This is a genomic window from Paraburkholderia flava (assembly GCF_004359985.1).
Classification (GTDB): domain Bacteria; phylum Pseudomonadota; class Gammaproteobacteria; order Burkholderiales; family Burkholderiaceae; genus Paraburkholderia; species Paraburkholderia flava.
The window spans coordinates 124,180-149,889 of sequence record NZ_SMRO01000001.1 but is presented as its reverse complement, the minus strand read 5'-3'; the positions used below and the strand labels follow the sequence as shown (position 1 = coordinate 149,889).

The 25,710-nt window shown below is 62.4% G+C and carries 22 protein-coding genes and 1 pseudogene; 12 read left to right on the top strand and 11 right to left on the bottom strand.

Annotated elements, in window-relative coordinates:
* Positions 1-3: 3 nt before the first annotated feature.
* From E1748_RS00665 to E1748_RS00655, 3 genes are read left to right on the top strand one after another with little or no spacing between them, the layout of a single operon-like run.
* Positions 4-837 (top strand): CheR family methyltransferase, encoded by an 834-nt coding sequence (locus E1748_RS00665; RefSeq protein WP_133645234.1) that lies wholly within the window; start codon positions 4-6, stop codon positions 835-837.
* Positions 830-1,342 carry a chemotaxis protein CheD gene (locus E1748_RS00660; protein ID WP_133645233.1) on the top strand — a complete coding sequence of 171 codons (513 nt, stop codon included), beginning with the start codon at positions 830-832 and terminating at the stop codon, positions 1,340-1,342. Before E1748_RS00665 ends, E1748_RS00660 begins: the two co-directional genes overlap by 8 nt.
* A 39-nt stretch (positions 1,343-1,381) precedes the next feature.
* Positions 1,382-2,911 carry a chemotaxis protein CheW gene (locus E1748_RS00655; RefSeq protein WP_133645232.1) on the top strand — a complete coding sequence of 510 codons (1,530 nt, stop codon included), beginning with the start codon at positions 1,382-1,384 and terminating at the stop codon, positions 2,909-2,911.
* 332 nt (positions 2,912-3,243) lie between these two features.
* On the opposite strand, the pseudogene E1748_RS00650 reads toward E1748_RS00655, so the two are convergent.
* Positions 3,244-3,667 (bottom strand): annotated as a pseudogene (locus tag E1748_RS00650) (IclR family transcriptional regulator); the annotation flags it as partial.
* On the opposite strand from E1748_RS00650, the gene E1748_RS00645 reads away from it, so the two are divergent.
* The 3 genes from E1748_RS00645 to E1748_RS00635 all read left to right on the top strand — a co-directional run bounded on the left by E1748_RS00645 (position 3,589) and on the right by E1748_RS00635 (position 5,883).
* Entirely contained in the window at positions 3,589-3,813 is a 225-nt protein-coding gene (locus E1748_RS00645; RefSeq protein ID WP_133645231.1) for a hypothetical protein, read from the top strand. The pseudogene E1748_RS00650 and the gene E1748_RS00645 overlap by 79 nt on opposite strands.
* A 126-nt stretch (positions 3,814-3,939) precedes the next feature.
* On the top strand, positions 3,940-5,358 hold the full coding sequence (locus tag E1748_RS00640; RefSeq protein WP_133645230.1) for a metallophosphoesterase family protein: 1,419 nt from the start codon (positions 3,940-3,942) through the stop codon (positions 5,356-5,358).
* A gap of 15 nt (positions 5,359-5,373) precedes the next feature.
* Entirely contained in the window at positions 5,374-5,883 is a 510-nt protein-coding gene (locus E1748_RS00635; protein ID WP_133645229.1) for a DUF1697 domain-containing protein, read from the top strand.
* A 154-nt stretch (positions 5,884-6,037) separates the two neighbouring features.
* Here E1748_RS00635 and E1748_RS00630 read toward each other — a convergent pair whose 3' ends face one another.
* The 3 genes from E1748_RS00630 to E1748_RS00620 all read right to left on the bottom strand — a co-directional run bounded on the left by E1748_RS00630 (position 6,038) and on the right by E1748_RS00620 (position 8,696).
* On the bottom strand, positions 6,038-6,976 hold the full coding sequence (locus E1748_RS00630; protein WP_133645228.1) for a hypothetical protein: 939 nt from the start codon (positions 6,974-6,976) through the stop codon (positions 6,038-6,040).
* Positions 6,977-7,039: 63 nt separating this feature from the next.
* The gene (locus E1748_RS00625) at positions 7,040-7,594 is read right to left on the bottom strand and encodes a hypothetical protein (RefSeq protein WP_133645227.1); all 555 of its coding nucleotides are present in this window, start codon (positions 7,592-7,594) and stop codon (positions 7,040-7,042) included.
* A 244-nt stretch (positions 7,595-7,838) separates the two neighbouring features.
* Entirely contained in the window at positions 7,839-8,696 is an 858-nt protein-coding gene (locus tag E1748_RS00620) for a LysR family transcriptional regulator (protein WP_166653487.1), read from the bottom strand.
* Between the two features lie 163 nt (positions 8,697-8,859).
* Here E1748_RS00620 and E1748_RS00615 point away from each other — a divergent pair, with 163 nt between their 5' ends.
* Complete coding sequence (locus E1748_RS00615) at positions 8,860-10,167, top strand: aspartate aminotransferase family protein (RefSeq protein WP_133645225.1); 1,308 nt, start codon at positions 8,860-8,862, stop codon at positions 10,165-10,167.
* 78 nt (positions 10,168-10,245) lie between these two features.
* Here the strand turns inward: E1748_RS00615 and E1748_RS00610 are convergent, their stop codons facing one another.
* Positions 10,246-11,370 carry a mandelate racemase/muconate lactonizing enzyme family protein gene (locus tag E1748_RS00610; RefSeq protein ID WP_133645224.1) on the bottom strand — a complete coding sequence of 375 codons (1,125 nt, stop codon included), beginning with the start codon at positions 11,368-11,370 and terminating at the stop codon, positions 10,246-10,248.
* A 126-nt stretch (positions 11,371-11,496) separates the two neighbouring features.
* On the opposite strand from E1748_RS00610, the gene E1748_RS00605 reads away from it, so the two are divergent.
* Together E1748_RS00605 and E1748_RS00600 are read left to right on the top strand one after the other, a co-directional pair.
* Positions 11,497-12,369: a LysR family transcriptional regulator gene (locus E1748_RS00605; RefSeq protein ID WP_133645223.1), complete on the top strand. Its 873-nt coding sequence runs from the start codon at positions 11,497-11,499 to the stop codon at positions 12,367-12,369.
* Between the two features lie 125 nt (positions 12,370-12,494).
* The gene (locus E1748_RS00600; protein WP_133645222.1) at positions 12,495-14,267 is read left to right on the top strand and encodes an IlvD/Edd family dehydratase; all 1,773 of its coding nucleotides are present in this window, start codon (positions 12,495-12,497) and stop codon (positions 14,265-14,267) included.
* A gap of 342 nt (positions 14,268-14,609) precedes the next feature.
* On the opposite strand, the gene E1748_RS00595 is transcribed toward E1748_RS00600, so the two are convergent.
* Genes E1748_RS00595 through E1748_RS00575 form a run of 5 tightly spaced genes read right to left on the bottom strand, consistent with a single transcriptional unit; the run spans position 14,610 to position 20,960 of the window.
* Complete coding sequence (locus tag E1748_RS00595) at positions 14,610-16,643, bottom strand: GAP1-N1 domain-containing protein (protein WP_133645221.1); 2,034 nt, start codon at positions 16,641-16,643, stop codon at positions 14,610-14,612.
* Complete coding sequence (locus tag E1748_RS00590) at positions 16,628-17,548, bottom strand: TRAFAC clade GTPase domain-containing protein (RefSeq protein ID WP_133645220.1); 921 nt, start codon at positions 17,546-17,548, stop codon at positions 16,628-16,630. The genes E1748_RS00595 and E1748_RS00590 overlap by 16 nt, the downstream gene beginning before the upstream one ends.
* A complete protein-coding gene (locus E1748_RS00585) occupies positions 17,541-18,557 on the bottom strand; it encodes a TRAFAC clade GTPase domain-containing protein (protein WP_133645219.1) in 1,017 nt (338 codons plus the stop codon). Before E1748_RS00585 ends, E1748_RS00590 begins: the two co-directional genes overlap by 8 nt.
* 6 nt (positions 18,558-18,563) lie before the next feature.
* Positions 18,564-19,625, bottom strand: a complete 1,062-nt coding sequence (locus tag E1748_RS00580) for a GTPase-associated system all-helical protein GASH (RefSeq protein WP_133645218.1) — start codon at positions 19,623-19,625, stop codon at positions 18,564-18,566.
* A 24-nt stretch (positions 19,626-19,649) separates the two neighbouring features.
* A complete protein-coding gene (locus E1748_RS00575; protein ID WP_133645217.1) occupies positions 19,650-20,960 on the bottom strand; it encodes a metallophosphoesterase in 1,311 nt (436 codons plus the stop codon).
* Between the two features lie 751 nt (positions 20,961-21,711).
* Here E1748_RS00575 and E1748_RS00570 point away from each other — a divergent pair.
* The gene (locus E1748_RS00570) at positions 21,712-22,734 is read left to right on the top strand and encodes a dihydrodipicolinate synthase family protein (RefSeq protein ID WP_133645216.1); all 1,023 of its coding nucleotides are present in this window, start codon (positions 21,712-21,714) and stop codon (positions 22,732-22,734) included.
* Positions 22,735-22,819: 85 nt separating this feature from the next.
* Positions 22,820-24,127 (top strand): MFS transporter, encoded by a 1,308-nt coding sequence (locus E1748_RS00565; RefSeq protein ID WP_240766214.1) that lies wholly within the window; start codon positions 22,820-22,822, stop codon positions 24,125-24,127.
* 57 nt (positions 24,128-24,184) lie between these two features.
* Here the strand turns inward: E1748_RS00565 and E1748_RS00560 are convergent, their stop codons facing one another.
* Positions 24,185-24,619, bottom strand: a complete 435-nt coding sequence (locus E1748_RS00560) for a VOC family protein (RefSeq protein ID WP_133645215.1) — start codon at positions 24,617-24,619, stop codon at positions 24,185-24,187.
* A gap of 137 nt (positions 24,620-24,756) precedes the next feature.
* Between E1748_RS00560 and E1748_RS00555 the strand changes: the two genes are divergently transcribed.
* A complete protein-coding gene (locus tag E1748_RS00555) occupies positions 24,757-25,689 on the top strand; it encodes a LysR family transcriptional regulator (RefSeq protein WP_133645214.1) in 933 nt (310 codons plus the stop codon).
* Positions 25,690-25,710 lie beyond the last annotated feature (21 nt).

Genomic DNA, 25,710 nt, shown 5'->3' with positions numbered 1-25,710 from the left:
CCCATGACGACCGATCTGGACGCCGATCAGGCGACCCGGCACGCGCTCATCGAGCAGGTGCGCCGTCATACCGGCATCGCGATGAACGAGCGCAAATGGCCGTTGCTCGAAGGCCGTTTGCGCCGTCGTCTGCAGGCGCTCGCGCTGCCGGACTATCGCGACTATCTGCGGATTCTCGAAGCGCTGCCGGGCGAAGTGAAGGACTTCGTCGATGTCGTGACGACCAACGAGACGTCGTTCTTCCGTACGCCGCGCATCTGGGACTACCTCGCCGCGCACTTCCTGCCGCAGTGGCACGACGCGCATCCGCACGCAACGTTGCGGATCTGGTCGGCGGCCGCGTCGAGCGGCGAGGAGACGTACAGCCTCGCGATGCTGTGCGAGGAGTTCCGCGCACTGCGGCCGGGCTTTCGCTATCGCATTCTCGCCACCGACATTTCCGAAGGCATCCTGCGTCGTGCTGCCGACGGGTTCTATCAAGGCCGCAGCGCGGACAGTCTGCGGCACGCGCGACCCGATCTGCTCGAACGCTACTTCGATACGCAGGACGGTGGCATTCGCGCGCGTGCCGTGTTGCGCACGAACGTCGCGTTCCGGCCGCACAACCTGTACGCGCTGCCCGATGCGATCGGCAGCGTCGATCTCGCGCTGCTGCGTAACGTGCTGATCTATTTCGATGCTGAAGGACAGCAGACCGTGCTCGAAAACGTGCGCCGCACGATGACGGTGGATGGCGTGCTGATCGTCGGCGAGTCGGAATCGTTGAGCCGCTTCGAAACGGGGTTCGCGTTCGAGCAGCCGCTGGTGTACCGGAATCAGGCGGCTAATCATGGATAAACCCGACGTAGATACCCCGCGTGAAATCCAGGTGCGGATGTGCGCGCTCGCAGTAGGCAGCGGCAACGACGTACTGCGTGCGACGCTCGGTTCGTGTGTCGGCATCGGACTGCTGTGGCGCGAGCGTGCGGTGTACGGTCTCGCGCATTGTCTGCTGCCGCATGCGTCGCATCCCGAGCTTGTCAGCGCTGCAGACATAGCAACATCCAGTGCGAAATACGTCGTCGATGCCGTGCCCGCGTTGCTCGCGGCAATGCACGCGACGCTCGCGCCGCGCGATGCGCTCGAAGTCGTGCTCGCCGGCGGCGCGAACATGATGCATCACGTGCCGACGCCGAAGCACGGCCTGATCGGCGAGCAGAACGTGCAGGCCGCGCAGCGTCTGCTCGCATCGCTTGGCTTGCGTGTCGTGCATGCGGATGTCGGAGGCGAATGCGGCCGGCAACTGTCGATCGACTGCGCGCAGCACACGTATGCGGTCAAACGGATCGCGCGTTCGCACTGACGCGCGCGATCTTCACCGAACCCGACGAGGAACGCTCACATGGAAAACCGCCCCGCCGCCGTCGAGCTGTATGGTTCGTTCCAGCTCGACACGACCGAACTCGCGCTGCCCGTGGCCGCGCTGCAGGAAGTCGTCAACTATCCGGCTACCGTGACGCGGATGCCGCTGTCGCCCGCGCATCTGCTGGGACTTTTCAACCTGCGCGGCACGCTGATTCCGATTGTCGATCTGCGTCCGCTGCTCGGCCTGGCCGGTTGCAGCGTCGACGCCGGCCGCAAGGTCGCGATCGTCGAGCTGGGCGATATGCGCATCGGTCTGCTGTTCGATGCGACCGGCGAGATCCTTCGTGTGCCCGCCGAACAGAAGATCGATCTCGCGACCACTGAGCCGGGCCGCGCGGTGATCTGCGGTGCGTTGAAGCTGAACGGCGGTGAACGCATTCTGCAGATTCTGTCGGCGGCGGCTTTGCTGGGGTTGCCCGATGTGCCGCAGCCTCAGTCGTCGCGTGAAGGCGCTCGCGATGGTCGGCTCGCGCAGCAGACACAGCACGCGCAGCGTCGGCAAACCGTGTCGTTCGTCGTCGCGGGTGCGCACCTCGCGCTGCCGATGGCGGCCATTCAAGAGATCATCCGCGTGCCCGCGCTGCATCCGTCGCCGCTCGCGGACGCGGTCTGCGTCGGCATGCTGAATCTGCGCGGCAGCACGGTGCCGGTGCTCGACTTCGCACGCTTCGTCGGGTTGGTCGACGCGCCGCCGCCGGGACGCACAGCCATCTGCGAACCCGGCACACCAGGCGACCTGCGCCGCATCGTGATCCTCGCGCAGCGCGACGCGCACGTGGGTCTGCTCGTGGACGAAGTGCGGAGCATCGTCGGCTATCGCGACGACGAACTGCTGCCGATGCCCGCGTATGCGCGACGCGACGTCGCGCTGTTCGCGGGTTGTCTCGATCGCGCAGGACTCGACAGCATCCTGCTGCTGAACGCGGACGCGCTGCTTGCCGACCCGCAGATCGACGCGCTGGTGACCGGTCATCGCGAGCTGTACCGCGCAGCGGACCGCGCGCGAACCGATGCCGAAAATGGAACCGGCCGCCACGGACGCCGTCGCGGCCCGCGCGAAACCTACGTGACGTTCCGGCTCGGCCATCTGCTCGGCGTGCGGATCGGCCAGCTGCGCGAAGTGATCGGCTATCCCGCCGACGTCGTGAAGACGCCCGGTGCGCCGCCGTTCGTGCGCGGCGTCGCGAACCTGCGCCGAGAACTCGTCACCGTGATCGACGTCCGCGCGATGCTCGGCATGCCGCCGTACGCGGACCTCGATGCGGCGCGGCTGCTGATCATCGAGCATCGCGACGGCAAGGTCGGGCTCGTCGTCGATGCGGTCGACAACATCGTGACGATCGACGGCGGCGACCGGATTCCGGTGCCGTCGATGCTCACCGGACAGGCCGTGGCAGGTCTGCGCGGCAGCATGAAAGAAGTCGTCGAGGTGCCCGGCATCGGTACGTTGCTGCTGATCGACCTCGCGACGCTGTGCGAACACGCGACGCTCGAAGCGTTTGCTTGACACTTGTTCAGAACTCGCTTGACGTCATCGTCACGCGAGTCACAACTAAACACGCACACAAACCCAACTAAACACGCGGACAAAAAAAAGCCGGCCTGGGGCCGGCTTAAGGGTTCTGGTTATTCCGAGGGCTACCAGAACCTGAGAGACAGTACTGCGTCAATTCGATGCGGCGCTCGCCCGCTGTCCAACTAATGGGCAAGCGACTCGCGCTTCGCGGCAAAGTATATCCGTGTCGCATGAATTAGTTAAGTTGCAGACCTTTCTGTTCATTTCCCCGCCCATCCGGCACGGGTCGAATGTTCGTCGTTTGTGCTAACCAATCGATGCTCCTACGACAACGTGCGAATCGATTTGCTGATGCCGCGCGCGCAGTCGATCACTGCGGGTGCGAGACGCTGCTGCGCATCGGCGAACGTCCATCGACTCGTCGGTGCGACCACGTGGACCGATGCAACCGGTCGACGTTCGCTGTCGAGCACCGGAGCAGCAATCGTCATGTCGCCGATGAACAGCTCCTCGCGATTCGACGCATAACCGTTGCGACGTGCCTGCAATAACAGCGCTTCGAGTTTGTCGAGATCGGTGGTGGTGTGTTGTGTGCGCGGTGCGCTCGCTCGCTTCGAGCAACACGCGCGCATCGGTCTCGGGCAATGCGCTCGGAAACGCGTGACCCGATGCCGTGCAGTACATCGGAATGCGACTGCCGATCGGCATATGGATCGGCACGAACCTCATGCACACGAAGCGCGCGACTGCTCTATCCGCAGCTCGAAGGCGTCGAGTACGAGTATCGCTGGGCCGGACGCATCGCGATCAAACCGATTCCTCTGCACGCGCTGCAGCGCGGGTACATCAACGCGGGCGTCGCGTGGTACGGGTTGCTCGACGCGTTGTCGTAATCGTGTTGGCACTTTCCTGATCCGCACGGGTCACAGGGTTCGGCTACGGCTTCAGCACAAAGAATGAGCCGCAGTCTGCCTTGCGTCCCCACGCGCGCGTCACGCGCCTTCGATCAGGAGCCTCGCATGCCCACGCAGTCGAAATCGAAACCCCGCAAGAAGGCGAATGAAACCAGCCAGAAAGACTCGCGTAAAACAACCGCCACACCGCTGACACCGAATCTCGCGACCCCGCATCTGCCGCTCGGCATCCGCAGCCTGAGCGCACCGGTCTTCTCGCAACCGCAGCCCACCGCCGACCCGACCGTGTTCCGCATCCAGCATGCATCCGACACGGCCGCGTACAAGGAAATCGACAAGCTCAATGCCGAACACAAACTGTTCCCGCTGCCGTTTCCGGCGCCGCGCGGCGGCGTCGAGCCGCAGCTGTCACTCGCCGACGTGCTCGGCGGCAACACGGCCGCAGTGAAACGGATCACGGCCTCCGGGCAACTCGTGTTTCATGCGATGGGCGATTGCGGCAATACGGGCGGCCCGTCGACGCAAAACGAAGTCGCCGACAAGATGACCGCCGATTTCACCGAAGCCGACGCAGCCGAAGTGCCGCAGTTCGCGCTGCTGCTCGGCGATGTCGTGTACAGCTTCGGCGAGGCGCGCTACTACTACGACCAGTTCTATGAGCCGTATCGCGACTACCCTGCGCCGATCCTGTCGTGTGCGGGGAATCACGACGGCATGGTATCGCCGGAAACGCACGCGACGAGCCTCACCGCGTGGCTCAACAACTTCTGCTCGGAAAATTTCACCGTGACGTCCGATGCGGGTGGCCTGTCGCGCACCGCGCAGATCCAGCCCGGCGTGTTCTTCACGTTCGACGCGCCGTTCGTGCGCGTCCTCGTTCTCTATAGCAATACGCTCGAGGACCCTGGCGTGATCGCGAACCCGCAGATCGGCAACAGCCAGCTCGACTACCTCGATGCGGCGCTCGCGCGCGTGAAGGCCGAGAACTACCAGGGCGCGCTGCTGATCGCGGATCATCATCCGCCGTATGCGCTCGGCCAGCATGGACCGAGCGCCGACATGCTCGCGCAGATCGACGCGTTGTGCAGCAAGCACGGCGTATGGCCGCATGCGTTCCTGTCGGGACATGCACACAACTACCAGCGTTACACGCGCACGCGCAACGCGGACGGCACGCAGATTCCGTATGTGGTGTGCGGCAACGGCGGTCACGGGCTCATCAAGCTGACCGCGAAAAACGCGCCGCCGCTGCGTGCGCCGCAGGTTTTTCAGGCGGCGACGGGCAAGGTCGATCAGGTCGTGCTGGAAAACTACGACGACAGCAATTACGGCTATCTGCGGATCGTCGCAAACGCGTCGCAATTGCGGATCGAATATCACTCGGCCAGCGATGCAAACGCGAAAGCGCCGAACGATTACGTGAACGTCGATCTGACGCAGCGCACGATCGCGCATTTCGCCGCGCGCGATCACGGACGCCCCGCACAGGCGAAGGCAATCCGCGCGCTTCTACGCAAAAAGTAGCGCTAGAATGCGCGCATGACGACCTACATCGCCCTCCTTCGCGCCGTCAACGTCGGCGGCACCGGCAAGCTGCCGATGAGCGAACTGCGCTCGATCTGCGAATCGATCGGCTGTACCGACGTGCGCACGTATATCGCGAGCGGCAACGTCGTGTTCGCGAGCAGGCTGTCGAAGGCGGGCGTGAAGAAGAAGCTCGAAGACGCGCTCGAAGCGTGGGCGGGCAAGCCGGTCGGCGTCGCGATTCGCACCGGGCCCGAAATGGCTGCGGTGCTCGCGGCGAATCCGTTTACATCGGCCCCGCCGAATCGCACGGTCGCAATCTTTCTCGATGGCGCCCCGGCCGCCGACGCGCTCGAACACATGAGCGGCCAGCACAACGAAGAAGCCGCGCTCGGCGTGAACGAAATCTACGTGCACTACGGCGACGGGATGGCGAAAACGAAGCTGAAGATTCCCGCCGCGAAGAACGGGACGGCACGTAACATCAATACGATCACGACGCTTGCCGAATGGGCGGCGGAATGAACACGTAGCGAGTACCTGAAGCGCGTGGAACCGCAGCGCTGGTAAGTGACCTCATTACGCCGATCGGTGACACCAGACGAAATTCATTTCGTCCCGGTAGTCCGAGCCCTGCCCGAGTGGCACAGCAGGCGCACCATGCATGCCCCTTCGTCGATTACCGGACGCTCGTGCGTGTCAGATAGTAGGTGCCGTCGGGCTCGACGTTATGGCCGAAGCCGCACGCGCCGGGCGATCCGAGCGTACGGACCTTCAGGGTTTCCGGGGCGCTCAACTGGAATTCGATCAGGCACCGGTCGGCGCCGGTGTATTTGTCGAGCGTCACGATCCGGTGCGTGGCGTCGATCGGGCCGTCCTGGTCGGGATTGATGGCTACACGCGCTTCGCCGGCGAAGAAGCGGACCGTCGCCACGAGGTCGCCGACGTTTGCCGACAGGTCGCCGTTCTGCATCACGACCGGATAGATGAACGAGCCCGAAAGCGTGTAGGTATCGGGCTTTCCGGGCATGGGCGTCAACGAGATTTCGTTGTTACTGCCGAGCGACACATAACTTTCGAACGTTGCACCCGTGGCGGGAATGCGCGCGACGATGTTGCGGCCGCTAAGCGCGGTGAGCCGCTCGTGCGCGACGGCGATGACCCGGCTCAGTACAGGCGACTTCAATGCAAGAGCCTGCTGATTGATCGCGAAGTGATACCACGCGCGTGCAGCCGCGTCGTTGCCGCTTTTCGCATCGACGTCGCCGTGGTGGATCTGCGCCATCGCGACACGGGCGCTGGCCGAGTTGGCTGCGTTGTCGCTACCGGCGATGATCGAGTCGGCTACCGCGAGCGCCAGTTCGGTATCGACGATTTTTCGCGCTTCCTCGATATGACCCGCTGCAAGCGCAGCCACGCCCGCTGCCGCGCACACTTCATTCGAACGACAGGGCAGGCTTTTGTCGGCGAGCAGGCTCTCGCGATAACGCCCGGCGAAGTCTTCGGCACTCGCCGCATATCCTGACGCGCTGGCGCCGAGCAACGCAAGCGCAATGATCGCGGTGCCATAGCGGCGCGATAACGACGGCGCAGATTTGGAGCGGAAATTATTTTTCATTCGAGCGCCAGATTACCAGACCGTCCCTATTGCAGCAGAACCGCAGCGGTTCTTCCACTTTCGCTAACGAGGATTCACAGCCAGCAGCTTGTGAATCTCTTCCTTGTGCATCTGATAGAACGCCATGTTCGCCGGGCTCACGTCCTTCGAGTCAGGCATCCGCCCGGCCATCTGCGGATTCGTGCTGCGCATGTCCTGCAACCGCGCACTCCCGATCACGATGCTGCCCAGCACAGCTTGCCGCGCGGTCAAACCATGCTTTTGCAAGATTGCCATTTCACCGGGAGACTGTTCGACGCTGGCTGTGAGCGTGTCGATCATGGATCCGCCTGCCGGCGTTTTCTTCGGTGTCTGCGCCGGTTGCGCGCTATGACCTTGCGCATGCACTTCATGGCTGGCCGCGCCATAGCGTTGCAGAAAATCTTCGGTCAACGTGAAGTGCAGGACCTCGTCCCGCTCAGCTTGAGTGAAAGCATGCGCCGCGGTCGAACCCAGCACCGCCATGCACAATACGAATGCCCACAGCGGAAATCCTTTCCTGCGGATCCATCTATTCAATTGCTCAGATATCCTGCTCATTCCGTTCCCTCCCGATAGGTGCGTGACCGGACTCTTCATCGGAAAGCCGCATGAGGAGCCGTTAGACAGGTGCGCGACATTTCGACGCGCAACACATGTCAAACGACGCAAGCTTTTTATTTGTAATAAAGCGGGGACTTGTGGGCAGGTTTCGCAGTGCGCGAATTTCTGTAAAGCCTTCATGCTTCTGGCAAGCGCACACGTCATGCATGCGGCTGGCATGTTCTCCCGTTGCCGCGAGCAACGAGGTCCCGGTGCAGAAGTGTCAGCGTGAAAGCAGCGCTCAGGCCGCACCCAACGCCGCCACCAGCAACTCCTTCAAACTCCCCACCAGCAGCGAATCGCCGCTGCCATGCGACGACGCCACCGCTACCCCGAGCACGGGCAGCGGCGGCAAACCGGACTCGCCGTCGAGAATCAGCAGATCGGCGGGCACTGCGCCTTCGGCCAGCACCGCGATCGCGATGCCTGCGCGGACCATCGCGAGCAGACCGTCCTTGCTCGCGCTCTCGCATGCGACGTGATACGCGATGCCCGCGCCGTCGAGCGCGCGACGCGCCGCCTGATGATCGAGCGTGTCGGGCTCCGACAACGCGAGCGCCAACGACCCGTCGCGCTCCGCGACGCGCGCATGCGCACCGACCCACACGAGCTTTTCATGGCGCACCGGTGTTTCGCCGTGATCGCCGGGTGCGAGCGAGATCAGCGCGAGATCGATTCGCTTGTCGTGCAGCATCCTGCGCAAATGCGTACTCGGCGCACACACCAGATGCACCGCGACGCGCGGATGACGCGCGGCAATCTCGCGCAGCAGTACCGGCAGGAATGCGATGCAGTAATCGTCGGGGCAACCGAGACGCAGCGCACCGGCAAGACTGCGGCCGGTCAACTCAGCCAGTGCCGCATCGTGAATGCGCAGCAGTTCGCGCGCGTGACGCAGCAGCGTTTCGCCGCGCGCGGTCAGCTCGACGCCGCGCACCGTGCGCAATAGCACCTCGCCGCCGGCAACTTCTTCGATGCGCCGCACCTGCATGCTGATCGCGGACTGCGTGCGCCCGACCTCGGTCGCGGTGCGCGTGAGCGAACGCGTGTCGGCGATCGTGACGAAGGTTCTGAGCAGGTCGATGTCGAGATGGGGCATGTCTTCAGGGAAAAACTCATAACGGCAATCAGGGCCGTGAATGGCAGCCATCAACAGTATTCGTTTCCAGCGGCTCGGCGTTCCGTTCTAGCATCCGGGCATGCGGTGCTTCGATCGAAAGCGCCGCTCCTTCCGCGCAACCCTAGCATCAGGAACCGCCCTCATGACCGTACTGACCGACACCGCCTTCTGGTCCGCCGCGCAGCGCCATCTGATCCGCTACGGCGGTTCATTCTCGCCCGTCATTATCGAACGCGCCAGCGGTTCATACATGATCGATTCGACCGGCCGGCAGATTCTCGATTTCACGTCCGGCCAGATGAGCGCGGTGCTCGGCCACTCGCACCCGGAAGTTGCCGAGGTCATCGCGCACAGCGCGCGCGAGCTCACGCACCTGTTCAGCGGCATGCTGTCGCGGCCGGTCGTCGATCTCGCGACGCGTCTCGCCGACATCGCGCCCGCCGGCCTCGACCGGTCGCTGTTGCTCAGCACCGGCGCCGAAGCGAACGAAGCAGCGATCCGGATGGCAAAGCTCGTCACCGGCAAGTACGAAGTAGTGAGCTTCGCGCGCTCGTGGCACGGGATGACGGGCGCGGCCGCGTCGTCCACGTACTGCGCGGCACGCGCGGGCTACGGGCCGGCGGCAGTCGGTTCGTTCGCGATTCCAGCGCCCTACCCGTATCGTCCGGCGTTCGAGCGCAACGGACGCTACGACTGGAACGCCGAACTCGACTATGCATTCGATCTGCTCGATCGCCAGTCATCGGGGAGTCTTGCCGCGTTTATCGCCGAGCCTATCTTGAGTTCGGGCGGGTTGATTCCGCTACCCGAAGGCTATCTGCGCGCGCTGCAGCGCAAATGCGTGGAGCGCGGGATGCTGCTGATCGTCGACGAAGCGCAGACCGGTATTGGTCGCACGGGCCTGATGTTCGCGTGCGAACACGACGGCGTGACACCGGACATTCTCACGCTGTCGAAGACGCTCGGTGCGGGCATTCCGCTATCGGCCGTGCTGACCACCAGCGCTATCGAGGAACGCGCGCACGACAACGGCTTCCTGTTCTACACGACGCACGTGTCGGACCCGCTGCCTGCGGCGGTCGGCGTGAAGGTGATCGAGATCGTGCAGCGCGACGGTCTGGTCGAGCGTGCGAAAGTGGCGGGTGCGCGGCTGCGGCACGGGCTACTCGACATGCAGCAGCGTCATCGCTGCATCGGCGACGTGCGCGGCGAAGGGCTGCTGCTCGGCATCGAGATCGTCGCCGACAAGGACAGCAAGGCGCCCGCGCCGGAACTGTCGGCCGCGATCACCACGCGCTGCCTCGAACTCGGGTTGCATATGAACATCGTGCAGCTGAAGGGGATGAGCGACGTGTTCCGGCTCGCGCCGCCGCTGACGATCAGCGACGCCGAAATCGATCAGGCGCTCGATGTGATGGATCGGAGTATCGCGGATAGTTTGCGGCGCTAAGCTTCGACACAACACGCTGCATGCTCGTGCACGCGCAGGCCGCACGTCTTTGAACGTGCCCTGCGCGCCCGCGACACATCAGCGCACCGTCCTCCATTGGCCGTAACGCGCCACCGCATTCTCATCGAACCCAAACCCAAGACCCGGCGCATCGTGCAATACGATGCGCCCGTTACGCTGAACAAGCTGCCGATCGATCAACCGACGGAAGTTCAGCACCTGATCGTCCCAGAAGAACTCGACGTAGCGCGCATTCGGTGTTGCAGCGACGAGCGGCGCATGCACGTCGTGGAACCAGTGCGGACACATCGTCACGCCGTAGCTCGCAGCAGTCGCCGCGATACGCCGCCATTCGGAAATACCGCCGCACACCGCAGCATCGGTCTGCAGGATCGCCGCGCCGGCCTTGTCGAGCAGTTCCTTGTGATACCAGCGCCCATAACCGATTTCACCGGTGACGATCGGCACGCGCGTGAGCTTCACGAGACGCGCGTGATTGTCGATATCGTCCGGTGAAAACGGCTCCTCGATGAAGTACGGATCGTATTGCTCGATGCGTCGCACGTATTGCAGTGCCTCGGTCGCATCGGTCCAGCCGTTGTTGATGTCGAGCATCAGTTCAACTTCGGGGCCGACCGCTTCGCGCGCCGCGCGCACGCGCGCTTCTTCCTCGCGCGGCGACAGACGCCCCGCTTTCATCTTCACCGCCTTGAAACCCATCTCGACGTAGCTCGCCATTTCGTCGCCGAGCATCTGCGGCGTCTTGCCTTCGAGGTAGTAACCGCCGCTCGCATACGCGGGCACCGATTCGAGGTGCACCGCACCGAGCAGCTTGTGCAGCGGCAACTGCTGCGTGCGCGCGTTCAGGTCCCATAGCGCGGTATCGAGCGCGCTCAGCGCGCGCATCACGGTACCCGCGCGGCCCTGCAGCAGCGACTCCTGATACATCTTCTGCCACAGCCCTTCGACTGCATACGAATCCTCGCCGATCAGCACCGGCGCGAGCAGCTGTTCGACCGCGACGGTGAACAGTTCGCCGGCCGCGCTACCTACGTAGCAGAAGCCGATCCCTTCGACGCCGTCGGTCGAGCGGACCTTGACGAGACCATAGTGACGCGTCGACACGGTGCGGGTAGCGAACGACGTGACGCGATCGAGCGGCACGCTCGCCGCGCACACCGAGACCGATTCGATTCTGGGCATGACAACACTCCTCCGGTTGATATCAGCATGGGCCGCGCGATGCGCAACCATCGGCATGAAGTGTGATAGCCGCCCTTCGTCAAAAACAGTATCCTTTGGCTTCTTTAAAAGATAAAACTTTTATCGATGGACTCGCGCTACCTGCAGAGCTTCGTGTATGTCGTCGAGCTGGGATCGATTGCGGAGGCCGCGCGCCGGCTCGATCTGACGCCCGCCGCGGTCGCGCAGCGCGTCAAAATGCTCGAAGAGGAACTGGGCGCGAAGCTGGTGCGACGCTCGGGCCGCACCGTCGGCACGACCGAGGCCGGCGAGCGCATTCTCGATCGCGCGCGGGCCGTGCTGCACGACATCCGCGATCTGAAGTCCGACCTCGACGACGCGCCGGAACTCGCCGGACAACTGCGCCTCGGCGGCACCCCGACGATGATGACGAGCCTGATTCCCGACGTGCTGTCGCGATTGCTCGCGCGTCATCCGGGCATCGACATCTATCTCGAACCGGGCACATCGATGGATCTGTACCGCAAGGTCGTCAGCGGCGATCTGGATGCGGCGACGATCGTGCAGCCGCTGTTCGAACTCCCTAAAAGCTGCGACTGGCACACGTTCCGCGAAGAACCGCTGGTGCTGCTCACGCCTGCATCGATGAAGGTCACCGATCCGCACGCGGTGCTCGCAAACGAACCGTTCCTGCGCTACGACCGCAACGTCGTGGGCGGCCAGCTCGCCGATGCGTACCTGCGGCAGCACGGCATCCAGCCGCATCAACGCTGCGAACTCGACGGACTCGATGCAATCGCCGTGCTGGTCGATCGCGGCATCGGCGTGTCGCTCGTACCCGACTGGATGATGAACCGTTACGCGGGACTGTCGCTCGCGCGCTGGCCGCTGCCGCATCCGTTTCCGAAACGCGTGGTGGGGATGTTGTGGGGGCGGTCGTCTGCACGTATTCGGCTCGTGCAGGCGTTTCTTTCGACTGCGCAGGCTTTGCAGTTTTGATGCGTCGCTCACGCGTGTTCGTGCGAGAGCATAGTTTTACTGAGGTCTGAAGCAAGCGTTACGCGACGCATCGCCTCGCGCGCGGCCGCGATAATGCAGACACTTCCCTTTGCCCTGGATCGCCCATGACCGACACGCTGCCTCCTGCTCTTCCGCCGGCCGATGCCGATGCTAACGTCGAATCGACTGGTCTGCGCAAAGGTCTGACGAACTACGGCGATAACGGCTTTTCGCTGTTTCTGCGCAAGGCGTTCATCAAAGGCGCGGGTTATACGGACAGTGCGCTGGATAGACCTGTGATCGGCATCGTCAACAGTGGCAGCGCGTACAACCCGTGTCACGGGAACATGCCGCAGCTGCTCGAAGCGGTCAAACGCGGCGTGATGCTGGCGGGCGGCCTGCCGATGGATTTCCCCACCATTTCCATTCACGAATCGTTTTCGCAGCCTACGAGCATGTATCTGCGGAACCTGATGTCGATGGATACCGAGGAGATGATCCGCGCGCAGCCTATGGATGCGGTCGTGCTGATCGGCGGCTGCGACAAGACGGTGCCCGCGCAGTTGATGGGCGCGGCGTCGGCGGGCATTCCGGCGATCCAGCTGATTACCGGCTCGATGCTGACGGGCTCGCATCGCTCCGAACGCGTCGGTGCGTGTACCGATTGCCGGCGCTACTGGGCGCGTTTTCGGGCGGACGATATCGGCGAAGAGGAGATCGCGGACGTCAACAATCAGCTGGTGGCAAGCGTCGGCACCTGCTCGGTGATGGGCACTGCGAGCACGATGGCGTGCATCGCCGAAGCGCTCGGCATCACGATGCCCGGCGGCGCATCGCCGCCCGCCGTCACCGCCGACCGGATGCGCATCGCCGAACTGACCGGCGCGCAGGCCGTGGACATCGCGCGCAACCGGCTGACGATCGACCGCATCCTGACCGCCGATGCATTCGAGAATGCGATGCGCGTGCTGCTCGCGATCGGCGGCTCGACCAACGGCATCGTGCATCTGACCGCGATCGCGGGGCGCCTGGGCTTCGACGTCGATCTCGACGCGCTTGATCGGATGGGTCGCGAAACGCCGGTGCTGCTTGATCTGAAACCGAGCGGCCAGCATTACATGGAGGACTTCCATAAGGCGGGCGGCATGGCGACGCTGCTGCGCGAACTGAAGCCGCTGCTGCGACTCGATGCGCTGACTGTCACCGGTCGCACGCTCGGTGAGACGATCGATGCGGCTGGGCCCGGTTTTGCGCAGGACGTCGTGCGGCCGTTCGCTCGGCCGATTTATCCGCAGGGCGGCATCGCGGTGCTGCGCGGCAATCTCGCGCCGGGCGGCGCGATCATCAAGCAGTCGGCTGCGGATGCGAAGCTGATGGAACACGAAGGCCGCGCGGTCGTGTTCGAGGACGCGGAGGATCTCGCGGCTCGCATCGATCGCGATGATCTCGATGTCACGGCCGACGATGTGCTTGTGCTCAAGCGGATCGGTCCTAAAGGTGCGCCTGGGATGCCGGAAGCGGGCTACATCCCGATTCCGAAGAAGCTCGCGCGGGTTGGTGTGAAGGACATGGTGCGGATTTCCGATGGGCGTATGAGCGGCACTGCGTTCGGGACGATCGTGCTGCATGTGACGCCGGAAGCGGCGGTTGGTGGGCCGCTTGCCTGGGTGCGGGATGGTGACCGCATTCGCTTGAGCGTTGCGGCGCGCGAGTTGACGCTGCTTGTTGCCGACGATGAACTTGCGCGGCGCGCGCAGGCTGCGCCGGTTGTTGAGCCTGTCGGTGAGCGTGGGTATCGGAAGCTGTTTTTGCAGACGGTGACGCAGGCGGATCAAGGTGTCGATTTTGATTTTCTGCGTGCCGCTCGGATGCGGGGGGTGACGCCTCGGGGTGAGTGATACTTGCGCCTGTAGCGCGCCATGGTTAGCGCGAGAGTGGCAGAAATTAAGTAGAACAGCGTCTTTTATTCAGAGTTGCGCAAACCCGCGTTTTGCCACCGGCGCTAGGGATGCTAGCGCAGCGGCCGCCATCCAAGACAATTTCAGCGAACGCCAGTGCCCCCGTAGAAGCAGCACTTATCTTTGTTTGGTCCTTCTCGTTTCTTTCAAACAGGGCCCTTAGCCACACTTTTGCCGTCCGCGCTCACTTATCGAACGTCAGGTCGTTGGCGCGCGGCTGGCCGGATAGCGTACATAAATGGCATCTTTCTTCTCCGCTGTACTCGGTGCCAAACCCATTTATCAAACCCTGTGATCAATCAAACGTGCGCGTGCGTGCCACCACTCGTCGCTGCCGTCTCGCAGAGCCATGCGCACTCGATTAAGGTAGCGCCGACCACGCCAACTGTCTGCCGCGAGATCGACAAGCTTCGACCACAGCTTGTCGTCATCGACCACCGTGCCAAACTCAAGCGGTAGCAGTTCATGATCGACGAAGCGGGTTACTACCGCTCGGCGCAGCCGCTCGCACCGGTCCCAGTCACGCCAAGACCCGACCCATGGGAGACGACGCTCGGTCGTCTGCCAAGCCACACCCGATAGTCGCCCGAGTGCCAAGGCTTCGTGGAGACGCTGCACCGACAGGAACAGCAGACGCCCGGGCGACTTGGAGCTCCATCCCATTGCCCGACAGAAGAGAAAGGACGCCAGGGCGTCCTCGCCGGCCAGGTCTCCCGACGTCCGGCTGTTGTGCATCGCAGTGACCCAAGGATCCTCGTCGATGCTGTTCGGCACCGCATCTGGATCGAGGATTTTCGCGAGTTCTATGAGCTGCGACCTATCCTGAAGCGTGCCGTCGGCCATGCAGTCCGCCAACTCGTCCGTCCTACTGACCAGGACGCGCAGCCAATGCAACAGAGATCCGGATTCAGCGTAGCCGGCGAGCGCTCGAACGAACGAATGCACTCCGAACCGATCGACCACCACTGAAGCGCAGTCGCCTCGCCCGCCGGCAACCATCGCGGCGATGATAGCCACCGCGCGATCCTGATGCACTTCGTGCGATCGGAGCAGTTTCTCCACGTCGATGGACTGTATCTGCCAGAATTCCCATTTCTCCAGAAGTTCAGGCCGCACTTCAAGGATGACTCGCGTCGCTTCCGGGCTTCTCGCTACGGCCTCCAGTAGCTCATCTGCAGTTGCATTCGGCAACGCCGCGTCGACCGCGACTCGCAATGGATCCCCGTCTGGCATCGATTCGCCTAGCAAGTCAGGCATCCACCGCAGAAGTGCTCTGCCCACGACAGCCGGATCGATACCCAGCAGATTGTGGTCGGACCGAACCTGATCGAGTGCGAAACGGGATAAGCGCTCATCGATCAGATTCGGACGAGAGAGCACTATTGTGGCAGCCGACGCAAGGGCCATCCTCCCCTGCCCTGGTCCGAGGCACTCCACCTCAGAGATGGCATCCGCAATGCTCTCTGAGCCTGCGTCTGGACCAAGCGCGGCAAACAACTTGGTGAGCGGCACCATTGCTGCACGGCCGTTGCTAAGGTCGGCGCCCACGTCGCGCAGGAAGGGGCGCAGCCCTGACTGCAATGGCTGCTCCAAATCGTCAAGCAGAGGATCGAGCCAGTCACTGCTCTCGATGCTTGCTGCCGCGACACCGTCAGGCATGCGCGTACGACTAATACGCGAGCCGCCGATTATTTGTAGGTCGAACACATCGGTGGAGGTCGAACGGTCGTCCACTGCGAAAGTGCAGAAACGGAATGCGCGCCGCAACCGTGGCCACTGTTGCATCCAGATCGCCGTGATCAGTCCTTCATCGTCGCCTACTCGTTCCTCAACAATTCGGCTTCTCGGTTTACCGTAGAGCGCGCCGACCAACTGTCTGGCGCGGATAAGACCTGAGCGGGAGACGGCAGAGGGAGACCGCGAGATCGCGATCTCAATCGGTGGCCCAAACGTCGACGTCGCACCACCAGAAGGGCGCACAAACGTCCCAAGCAGGTCGTCCGCAGTGGCAAGACGCGCAAGGTCGGCAAAGTCGATAAGCAGCGAATGAGTCCACACACAGCCAGGTCGGCTCATCTCAGGGGCAGGCCATGTCCGCGCAAGCACGTACATCCCCACCTCCGACAACGGATACCCGGTCAGATATCCTTTGGCCGGGATCCGAATACCGCTCCCCGAGGCATCGCTCAGCACGAGCATGGCCCGTGCAACAGACTGTGGGAGCTTCACCGAACCTTCGATCAGCCGATGCCCCTCACGGTAGCCATGAAGCGTCTGATGAACCTTAATGCGGAAGCTCTTTAGTTCATCAGCCATTGTAGGGGCTCGGTAAGATCGTTCGACTCCTTCTCGCCGAACACAAGCCGGATGCGGTTTGCGGGGATATCAACTTCACGCAGGCGATCGGCGTCTCTTCCCTTTCTCGGTGAGTCTCTTTTGTTCGGGGTGGCTTTGTCTTCACTATCCTCCGCGTTGTCGGCGTTTCCGTCGTACTCACCACCCTGGGCGCTGACACCATAGACGCGGCTGCACCATCCGTCACGACCCGCTTCGAGATATTGGGCGAGCAACGGCAGTTTCGCGTCAAGGAAAGCCCCCGGTGTAAGCCCCTCGCCTTCAGCTTTGTCCCACGCGCTGATCATGATGACGATGCGACGGCCGGCACCACCGACTGGCGCATGCGAGATTTGCTGAAGGAGATCAACTAGCTGTACCTGAGTCGGCGCGAAGCTAGGCTCCCATTCCTTTGGCAGAGCTTTCTCCTTCCGCGTCTTGGTCACTCGTCGTTGAGCCACACGTTCAGTGAGCCACGCAGCAGCCTTCACCTTGTTGCCGTTCAGGAGCAGCATTATATTTCCGATAGCGAGGCTCTCGCCCAGCGAACGGCCAAGCTCACGTTCCTCCCACATAGCGAGGAACTCCTCGCCGGGGGCGTCAGGCATGGCGACATGGACCACCCGCCCATCTTCGTCCTGGAGATTCATTTTCACTGCGCTGAGGCCGGTCAGCCGGGTACGCGCCTGCTCCTTAGCGCTGCGCCAAACCTTGACGATCTTCCGGAGGTAACTTTGATCGTTGTCCCCGATCGAGTGGAAGCGAAGTACCTTAGGCACCCGCCTCTCGTTAACTAGTTCCCACAGCGCCGCCAGGAACGTCGTCTTGCCGGATGCGGGCAAGCCGACGATGGAGATTGAGAACGACTGGTTTTCGGAATCAGCCACGGTCCGTCCCCTCGACAACCAGTCGATCGAAAACCCGGCCGCTGCTGAAATGCACGCGGATCCCTTGCGGCACCGGATTTGGCCTTATCCAGAAGGCCAACAGAGCCGCCAAGCCCTTACCGCGTTCGGTGGTCGCGTCTTTGGGCGAGGCGCAGGTGACGAAAGACGCAATTTCGCCAAAACTTCTACCAAAGCTGTTGTTGATATTTTCGACGACTGCCTGGAAGTCGTGCATGACGCGATCCTTTCGCGCCGATACCTGGACAACGTCGTCCTTGGTTAGGACAATCGCAATGTTTGGCTTTCTCGCGAAAGCACCGTTTTCCACCATTCCTTGAAGGATCAACGGTATCGCACCCATTGTGTCAGCCCGTTCGACCGGAGACGCGAGCCGCCGTCCGTCGACGAGGATGGTGATGACGTCAGCGCGCCGCAATTCGAACATCGCCGAAGCATTCGACGCGAGATCGGCGACCTCCTCATACTCCTCTCCCGAACGATCAGCTATGAGGAGGGACCGCAATTCGCCATCTTGACGCACATCAACGTGGTAAAACTGGACCTCGCCCCGCTTGGTACGTTCTGAGTGCGCCTCGTCTCGATTGGATGCCACCCTGGCATCATGACAGATCAGTTCGAGACCGTGCAGCGTGGACGAGCCGGCAAAAAGCGCCCCCGACACGGGACCATTTTGAAAAAGATCGTACAGACCGGCGATGACACTGGTCTTGCCGGAGTCATATGCGCCGATGACGCCTATCATTCGCGAAGGGAGGATCGTGAGGACGCGATTAGCGCGCGGCGTTTGGAGCGCGGACGCGTCCTGAAGCCGGATGCCATCGAATGTGTTCTCTTGGTGCTCTTCGTGGCTGGATGCGTCTCCTGCTTCTGCTCCTAGTTCACGCCCGTAGTAAGGACATCGGCTGAGCTCCTCGTATCCCTCAAGGCACTTTCCGTCTCCGGCCACCCGGCACTGACGGTTTGCGCAGATCACGTCTGTGTCAGTCATCGCAGATCAACTCAGCCAGAGAATTTCGCGGTAGAAGAGTTCGGCAAGCGCAATCGGTGACAGGGCTGCGCCAGCGTCGATGCCCGTCGCCGCCGCCCACCCTGCTTGCCAGCCACCGTCTGCCCCGGTTTCTTCCCGGCGCGCCAGCGCCGCGTGGATCGGCGAACTCGCAGCTGAAGGCGTGCGGCCCCTTAGTACCGCGGACGTCCATTCGTCCGACACCGCGTTGACTGCATCAACAATCGTTACCTCGCCAGTCGTATTAATCCCGGCTCGGGACAAGAGCGCGGGCACCACTTTCGGCCCTGGATAAATCTTCGTCAACGAAGCGAGATCACGTGCGAACACCAGTGGTTTTTGGATTGAAGGCACCTCACTGAACGCCTTGTTCGGTATCAATGACCGGCCGCCGAATACCCAAGACAGCATATCCAGTTCCTCGTCCGCCATCTTGTTCGCACTAACGACCGTCTCAACAGACTTGTTAAACCTTTCGGTTAGCTCGTAGAGAGTATCGTTCAGCGTACCCCGGAGACTTTCGAACAGGCCTTTGAACGTGTGCGGCTGGTTTGGCTGCACCCCGGAGAAATCCGGTTCGAACTCGAATTCAGGCACCTCGACCTTCACGTTACTCAAGTCCGGCCGCTTGCGACGTGCGGCCGAAAGCTGCGTTAGCGTGTTCTCCGCCGATGTGACGAGGTCGATGGGCAAGTGAGCCTTGCGCGCTCCGCCACAGGCCGTTGTCGTTATGGCCATTGCTGAGCGAGAGTCCGCTGTGGAGAGCTGCAGCAGGGCGGCGGCCGCCAAGACTTGATCCTGCCGGCCACCGGGCTCGAACGAGGGATCGATATCCGAAAACGCTTTGTGGAATTCGGCATGGGCTTTTTCCAGTTCTTCCTGCCGGTGTCCGCCGGCAGGCACTTTCGTCCCGAATGCGAGGCGGACGAGTATCTCGACCTTGGGAACTGACCAGGCGCCTACAAACACTTCGATACCGGCCCAACGCTGGTCACGCTCAGCGCCATCGGTTGATATCTCGGAAAACAGCTTTGGAAATTCCTGGTGCATATGTTCCAGTCTCCCTCTTTTAGCTTATTCACGCTCGGCGACCATCTGGTCGAGCCGGTCGATAAGGTTGCGTTCGGCCGCCCGGATGAGGGCCACGCCATAACGCTGCGCTTCGGGCAACTGGACCTCCTCCTTTGTAATCAGCCCAAGTTCGAGAGCAATCTCTCGTCGATCACTGCCGTCCAGATCCCAGAAGCGATCGACCAGATGCCTAGTCCTCTTGTCGCCCATAGATGCCTCCGCGTCAGTGACCGTGGAAGCCACCGCCTCTTCCACCACAGCTACGCCCACCGATCCTTGTTTCCCCATCGCAATTTCCGTTTCGGCACAAACGCGCAGTGCGTCCACCGGGAACGGTATCGAATGGCGATGTACCTCGTCGCCACGGTCGTCAGTCCTGATCGGGTAGAAGGCCTCCGGGCTCGTCTGAAACTTGTAAAGATGGCTTCTGATGTCGATGCGCCGTTCCGCACCTTCGCCAAGGACTTCCAGCTCAATGATGTTGTAGCCTGGCTCGAACTGCCGTTCCGAGCGCGATGGGTTCACCGCTCCGGCACTCCAACGAATGTTTGTCTTCCCTTCAGAGATCCGCTGCCGGTGCTTATGGCCGAAGACTTGGAACATCGCGCGCGCGTTGAGCATGTCCTCGACGTCGTCACCGTCAATAAGCCAATCCGGCGGATGATGACAGATCGTGAGATTTACCACGTTTGGCGCCGGATCGAGCGTCGTCTGCAGTGGACTTAGGTAGAGTGCGCCCCGTGGATCGTCTTTACCGTTGCGACCCGACAGAAGCGTTGAGGTCAGTCCATGGATTCGGATCTTCACGCCGCGGCCGAGATCGCGCTCCTGCTTCCAATAAAGCCGACCCGGATAAACTTGGCAGTTCATCTTGCTAGCGAAGTCATTGTAGGCAAGGTGGCCGTGAAAAAGCGCCTGACCGGTATCACTATGGGAAAGCTGCTTCTCCAGCATCCATTCCCGCGAACCATCATCGGCGGTGGCGATCATCGCGTGCGCATTCATCGTTGGCGCGTCCTCGCACGATTTGCGGTTCACGTCGTGATTGCCAGGCACCACCCAGATGCTGTCCCTGTCGCACCCGCAGATTGCCGCCAGGTCGATCAGCCATTGGCGCGCCTCGACGTACTCCCGCGGATCTGCCTGGTAGGCGATGTCGCCTCCAACGAGGATTGCGTCGATTGAACCCAGCGCCTCGGTTCGCTTTGCCAGATCGCGTTTGAGGCGCGTCCGATAGGGTCGGTCCCGGTCGGTTGCTGGATCAAGGCACTGGGGCGCGCGGAAGTGGATGTCAGAAAGGTGAAGTATGCGCATTATTTGTTTTTAGCACTTCCCAATGCCTCTTGGGCGATGGTACGGATTACCGTCGGAATACACGAAAACCATTCGCCCTTTCAAACCATCGAAGAGTGGCTAGAGTATCGGATCGAAATAGCGTTACCGCCATCGACGTCGGATCGGCCAATACCTCACGATTTGCCGAGACGGAGTCGTGCACGAAAATCCTCTCCCAATCCTGCAGCGACGTTATGATTTGCTGCGTCAAGGAAGAAACTTTCTATTACGTATTACCAGCCGAACTGCCCAATATTTTGCGCGTTGCTACTCCTTCAGCGAGCGGTGCCTAGTATATCAGCGTCCGTGGGCTCGGAAGGCGAAGGTCTCTACGCCATGGGCGGCCTCGCCGAGCAATCATGAGGCAATCACGTCGAGAAATTCGTCGGCAATCTCGTCCCGTCATGCCGATATTACTGAGTCGAACGCTTTGAGAATCAAACGACGGGGTAAGGGGGCAAGCTGACGCCTAAACGTCCGACTGACAGTGTGCGCGAATGACCGTTTATGGCCGAGAACCGCAGCACAAGCTTTGTCACGTAATCGCACAGCTGAAGCACCAATCGCACCTACCTTAGCGCCCTACCGCACCCGGCCTCAGCCCGCTCGCTCAACCTCACCGAACACAAAAAATATTAACGAGTGAAGCAACCGGACAGCACTTCTTCGCAAGTCTGCACCACGCAATACTGCGCTGGCGATTCCAGACCTTCACGAAGGAGCCACCCCGATGCCCTCCGAAACTCCCGCACTACGCGGCGTACTAGCCCCCGTCCTCACCCCATTCGAAGCAGACGGCACACCGTCGGCAGCCCGCTTCGTCCGCCACTGCCGCACGTTGCTGAATGACAACGTCGGCCTGGCCGCATTCGGCACAAACTCCGAAGCAAACTCACTGAGCGTACGAGAAAAACGCGAACTACTCGACGCGCTAGTCGAAGCCGGCCTGCCGACCTCACGAATGATGCCAGGCACCGGCGCCTGCGCGCTACCCGATGCAATCGAACTCACACGTCACGCGGTCGCGCAAGGCTGCGCCGGCGTGCTGATGCTGCCGCCGTTCTACTACAAGGGTGTCGGCGACGAAGGCCTGTTCCGCGCATTTGCGCACGTGATCGACGCGGTCGCCGACACGCGGCTACGCATCTACCTGTACCACATCCCCGCCGTCGCACAGGTAGGCATCAGCGCCGCGCTGATCGAGCGTCTGCTGCACGCATACCCCGGCACAATCGCAGGCATCAAGGACAGTTCCGGCGACTGGGAAAACACCTCGATGCTGATCGACACGTTCCAGCCCGCAGGTTTCGACGTATTCGCCGGCAGCGAGACGTTTTTGCTGCGCACGCTGCAGCGCGGCGGCGTCGGTTGCATCACGGCGACCGGCAACGTGAACGCGGCGGCAATCGCGAAGCTCGCACGCGAATGGCGCAACGACGACGCAACCGCACAGCAGCAGGCACTCGACACGACACGCGCCGCATTCCAGCGCTTCCCAATGATCGCCGCGATGAAAGCCGCGATCGCCTTGCAATCCGGCGACGCGAACTGGGCTACGGTGCGCGCACCGCTCGTCGAACTCGATGCGGCGGCACGGCGTGATCTCGACGCGAGCCTCGCGCAAATCGGTTTCAGGATCGCGAATGCGGAGGCGCTTGCAGTGCAAGACCCGGACGACATCCCAACGATCGCGCAAAACACCGCATCGCGTGCAGCCGAAAAAGCCGCAGAACGCGCACACGCGAGCCACTAACCACCGCACAACGTACCCCCGAACCGCTCGCAGCACGACTAACATAAACGCCCGCCGACACGCACGAGCGGGCCAGGAGACAACCTTGCTGATCCGCACTCCGCTTTCCCCGACACTCGGCGCGACCGATGCCGACCTGCTGTTTCGCCGCGTCGCGTGGCGCTTCATGCCGTTGCTGTTCGCGGGCTACGTCGTCGCCTATCTGGACCGCGTAAACGTCGGCTTCGCGAAGCTGCAGATGCTGAACAGTCTGCATTTCAGCGAAGCAGCGTATGGGTTAGGCGCCGGGCTGTTCTTCGTCGGTTACTTTCTTTTCGAGGTGCCGAGCAATCTGCTGCTGCACAAGCTCGGCGCGCGGCGCTGGATCGCGCGGATCATGGTGACGTGGGCCGCTTTGTCGATGGCCACCGCATGGGTCACGACGCCCGCGATGTTCTACGCGGTGCGCTTTCTGCTCGGCGTCGCCGAGGCGGGTTTCTTTCCGGGGATGATCCTGTACCTGACCTACTGGTTTCCGTCGCATCGACGCGGCAAGATGGTCGCGCTGCTTATGGCGGGCAATCCGGTGTCGGGTCTCGTCGGCGGGCCGTTGTCGGGCTACATCATGCACGCGACACACGGTGCCGGCGGCATGGCCGGCTGGCAGTGGCTGTTCGTGCTCGAGGCGCTGCCGTCGATTGCGCTCGGCATCGCGATCTTCTTCCTGCTCGACGATCGCGTCGCCGACGCGCATTGGCTCGATGACGGCGAAAAACGCATGATCCAGAACGAGATCGATACGACCGCCGCGTCGCGCACGCACAGTTCGGTCAGTGCGGTGTTTCTGTCGGCACGCGTGTGGCTGATGTGTCTGATCCTGTTCGGGATCGTGATGGGCTCGTATGCGATCGGCTTCTGGCAGCCGACGATCATTCGTGGCACCGGCATCGACGACCCATTCGTGATCGGCCTGCTGACGATGATTCCGTACACGGCCGCGTTGATCTCGATGATCGTCGCGGGCCGCAACGCGGACCGGACGCGCGAGCGCCGCTGGCACGTCGCCGGCCCCGCGCTGCTGGCCGCGTGCGGTTTCGTGATCTGTGCGCTGAATGGTCAGCACGCGGTGCTGTCGATGGTCGGGCTCACGCTCGCGGCGGTCGGCGTCGTGACCGCGCTGCCGATGTTCTGGGCGCTGCCGACTGCGTTTCTCGGCGGCACGGGAGCAGCGGCCGGCATCGCGTTGATCAACTGTACGGGGAATCTGGCGGGCTTCATCAGCCCGGCGGTGATCGGCTGGTTGAAGACGGTCACGCACACGCTGTCGTCGGGGCTGTTTGTGGTGGCTGCGTCGCTGGTGATGTCAGCGTTGCTGATTGTCGTGCTGGTGCCGGCGCGGCTGGTGAATCGTTGATTCCTTCGACGTTGCGATGCGTGCGATGTATCGCACGCATCGCGTTACGGCACGCTCTTACTTCGCGAACAACGACGCCATATTCGCAAACGCCTTGATCTCGACCGCGTTACCCGACGGATCGAGGAAGAACATCGTCGCCTGTTCGCCGACTTCGCCCTTGAAGCGGATGTGCGGCTCGATCACGAATGCGGTGCCCGCAGCCTTCAACTTGTCGGCCAGTGCCTGCCACTGCGGCACCGACAGCACGACGCCAAAATGACGCACCGGCACCGCGTCGCCGTCGACCGCGCTGGTCGAACGATGGCCTGCTTCGTCGGGTGCAAGATGCGCGACGATCTGATGCCCGTAGAAATCGAAATCGACCCACGCATCGGAGCTACGGCCTTCCGGGCAACCGAGCAGATCGCCGTAGAACTCGCGCGCGGCAGCGAGGCTGTGGACCGGAAAAGCCAGATGGAACGGCGGAATGACGGCGGCGTTTGCGCTCATGACGGACATCCTGATAGCTGAAAGTGGGAACGTACGGGTTTCTCTACACCCGATAAGGATAAAGTCTAGGCATTAACGAAATTGCTGAAAAGCGATATATTTTCGATCTGACATCCACAGAAATCGATCAATCGCTCATGCTCCGCGAACTCAAAACCTTCGTCGCCGTCGCGCAGCACGGCACGTTCGCCGCTGCCGGCGAGCACATCGGGCTCACGCAATCCGCTGTCAGCGCGCAGATGCAACGGCTCGAAAAGCATCTCGGTTTCGCGCTGTTCGAGCGCACCGGCCGCTCGGCGACGCTCAACGACGCGGGCCGCGAAACGCTCGCGCTCGCCGACGATCTGCTCGCGCTGTACGCGCGCCTCGGCCGCGACGGCTCCACCGCTGCCGACCCAGGCGGCATGCTCAACGTCGGTGCGATCGCATCGGTGCAGGGCTCGTTTCTCGCGGATGCACTGGTGCGGTTTCGTGGCGCGTCGCCGGGCTGGCGTGTGCGGGTCGTGCCGGGGGTGTCGCTGAATCTGCTGGGTCAGGTGGATGTCGGCGAGCTCGAACTCGCGGCGATCATCAAGCCGCCGTTTTCTTTACCGCCGGAACTGGAGGTTCGCACGCTCGCGCGCGAACCGTTCGTGTTGCTGGTGCCGTCGAAGCTCGCGCGTCGGCCGTGGCGCGAACTGCTCGCGTCTGAGCCGTTTATCCGCTACGACCGGCGCTCGTTTGGCGGCGCGCAGGTCGAGCGCTTTTTGCGCAGGCTGCGCGTGAATGTCGCCGATGCGATCGAACTCGACGAGTTGCAAGGTATTGCGCAACTCGTCGCGCGTGGGCTTGGGGTTGCACTTGTGCCGCTTACTGCCGGACCAGGGCCTGCTGCGCTGCCGCGTGGCGTGACCGCGCTCGATCTCGGCGCCGATACGTTCATGCGCGAGATCGTGCTGGTGGAGCGCCGGCGACGCGATGGGCAGACTACTGCGGCGAACCGGCTCGGTGACTGTATTGTCGAAGCGGCTCAGGGCGCTGCGCCGCGAGAAAAACGCACACGTGCGAGATCGAGGGTGCGCAGCCGCTGAGAAGCGGCCCGCAACGCGACT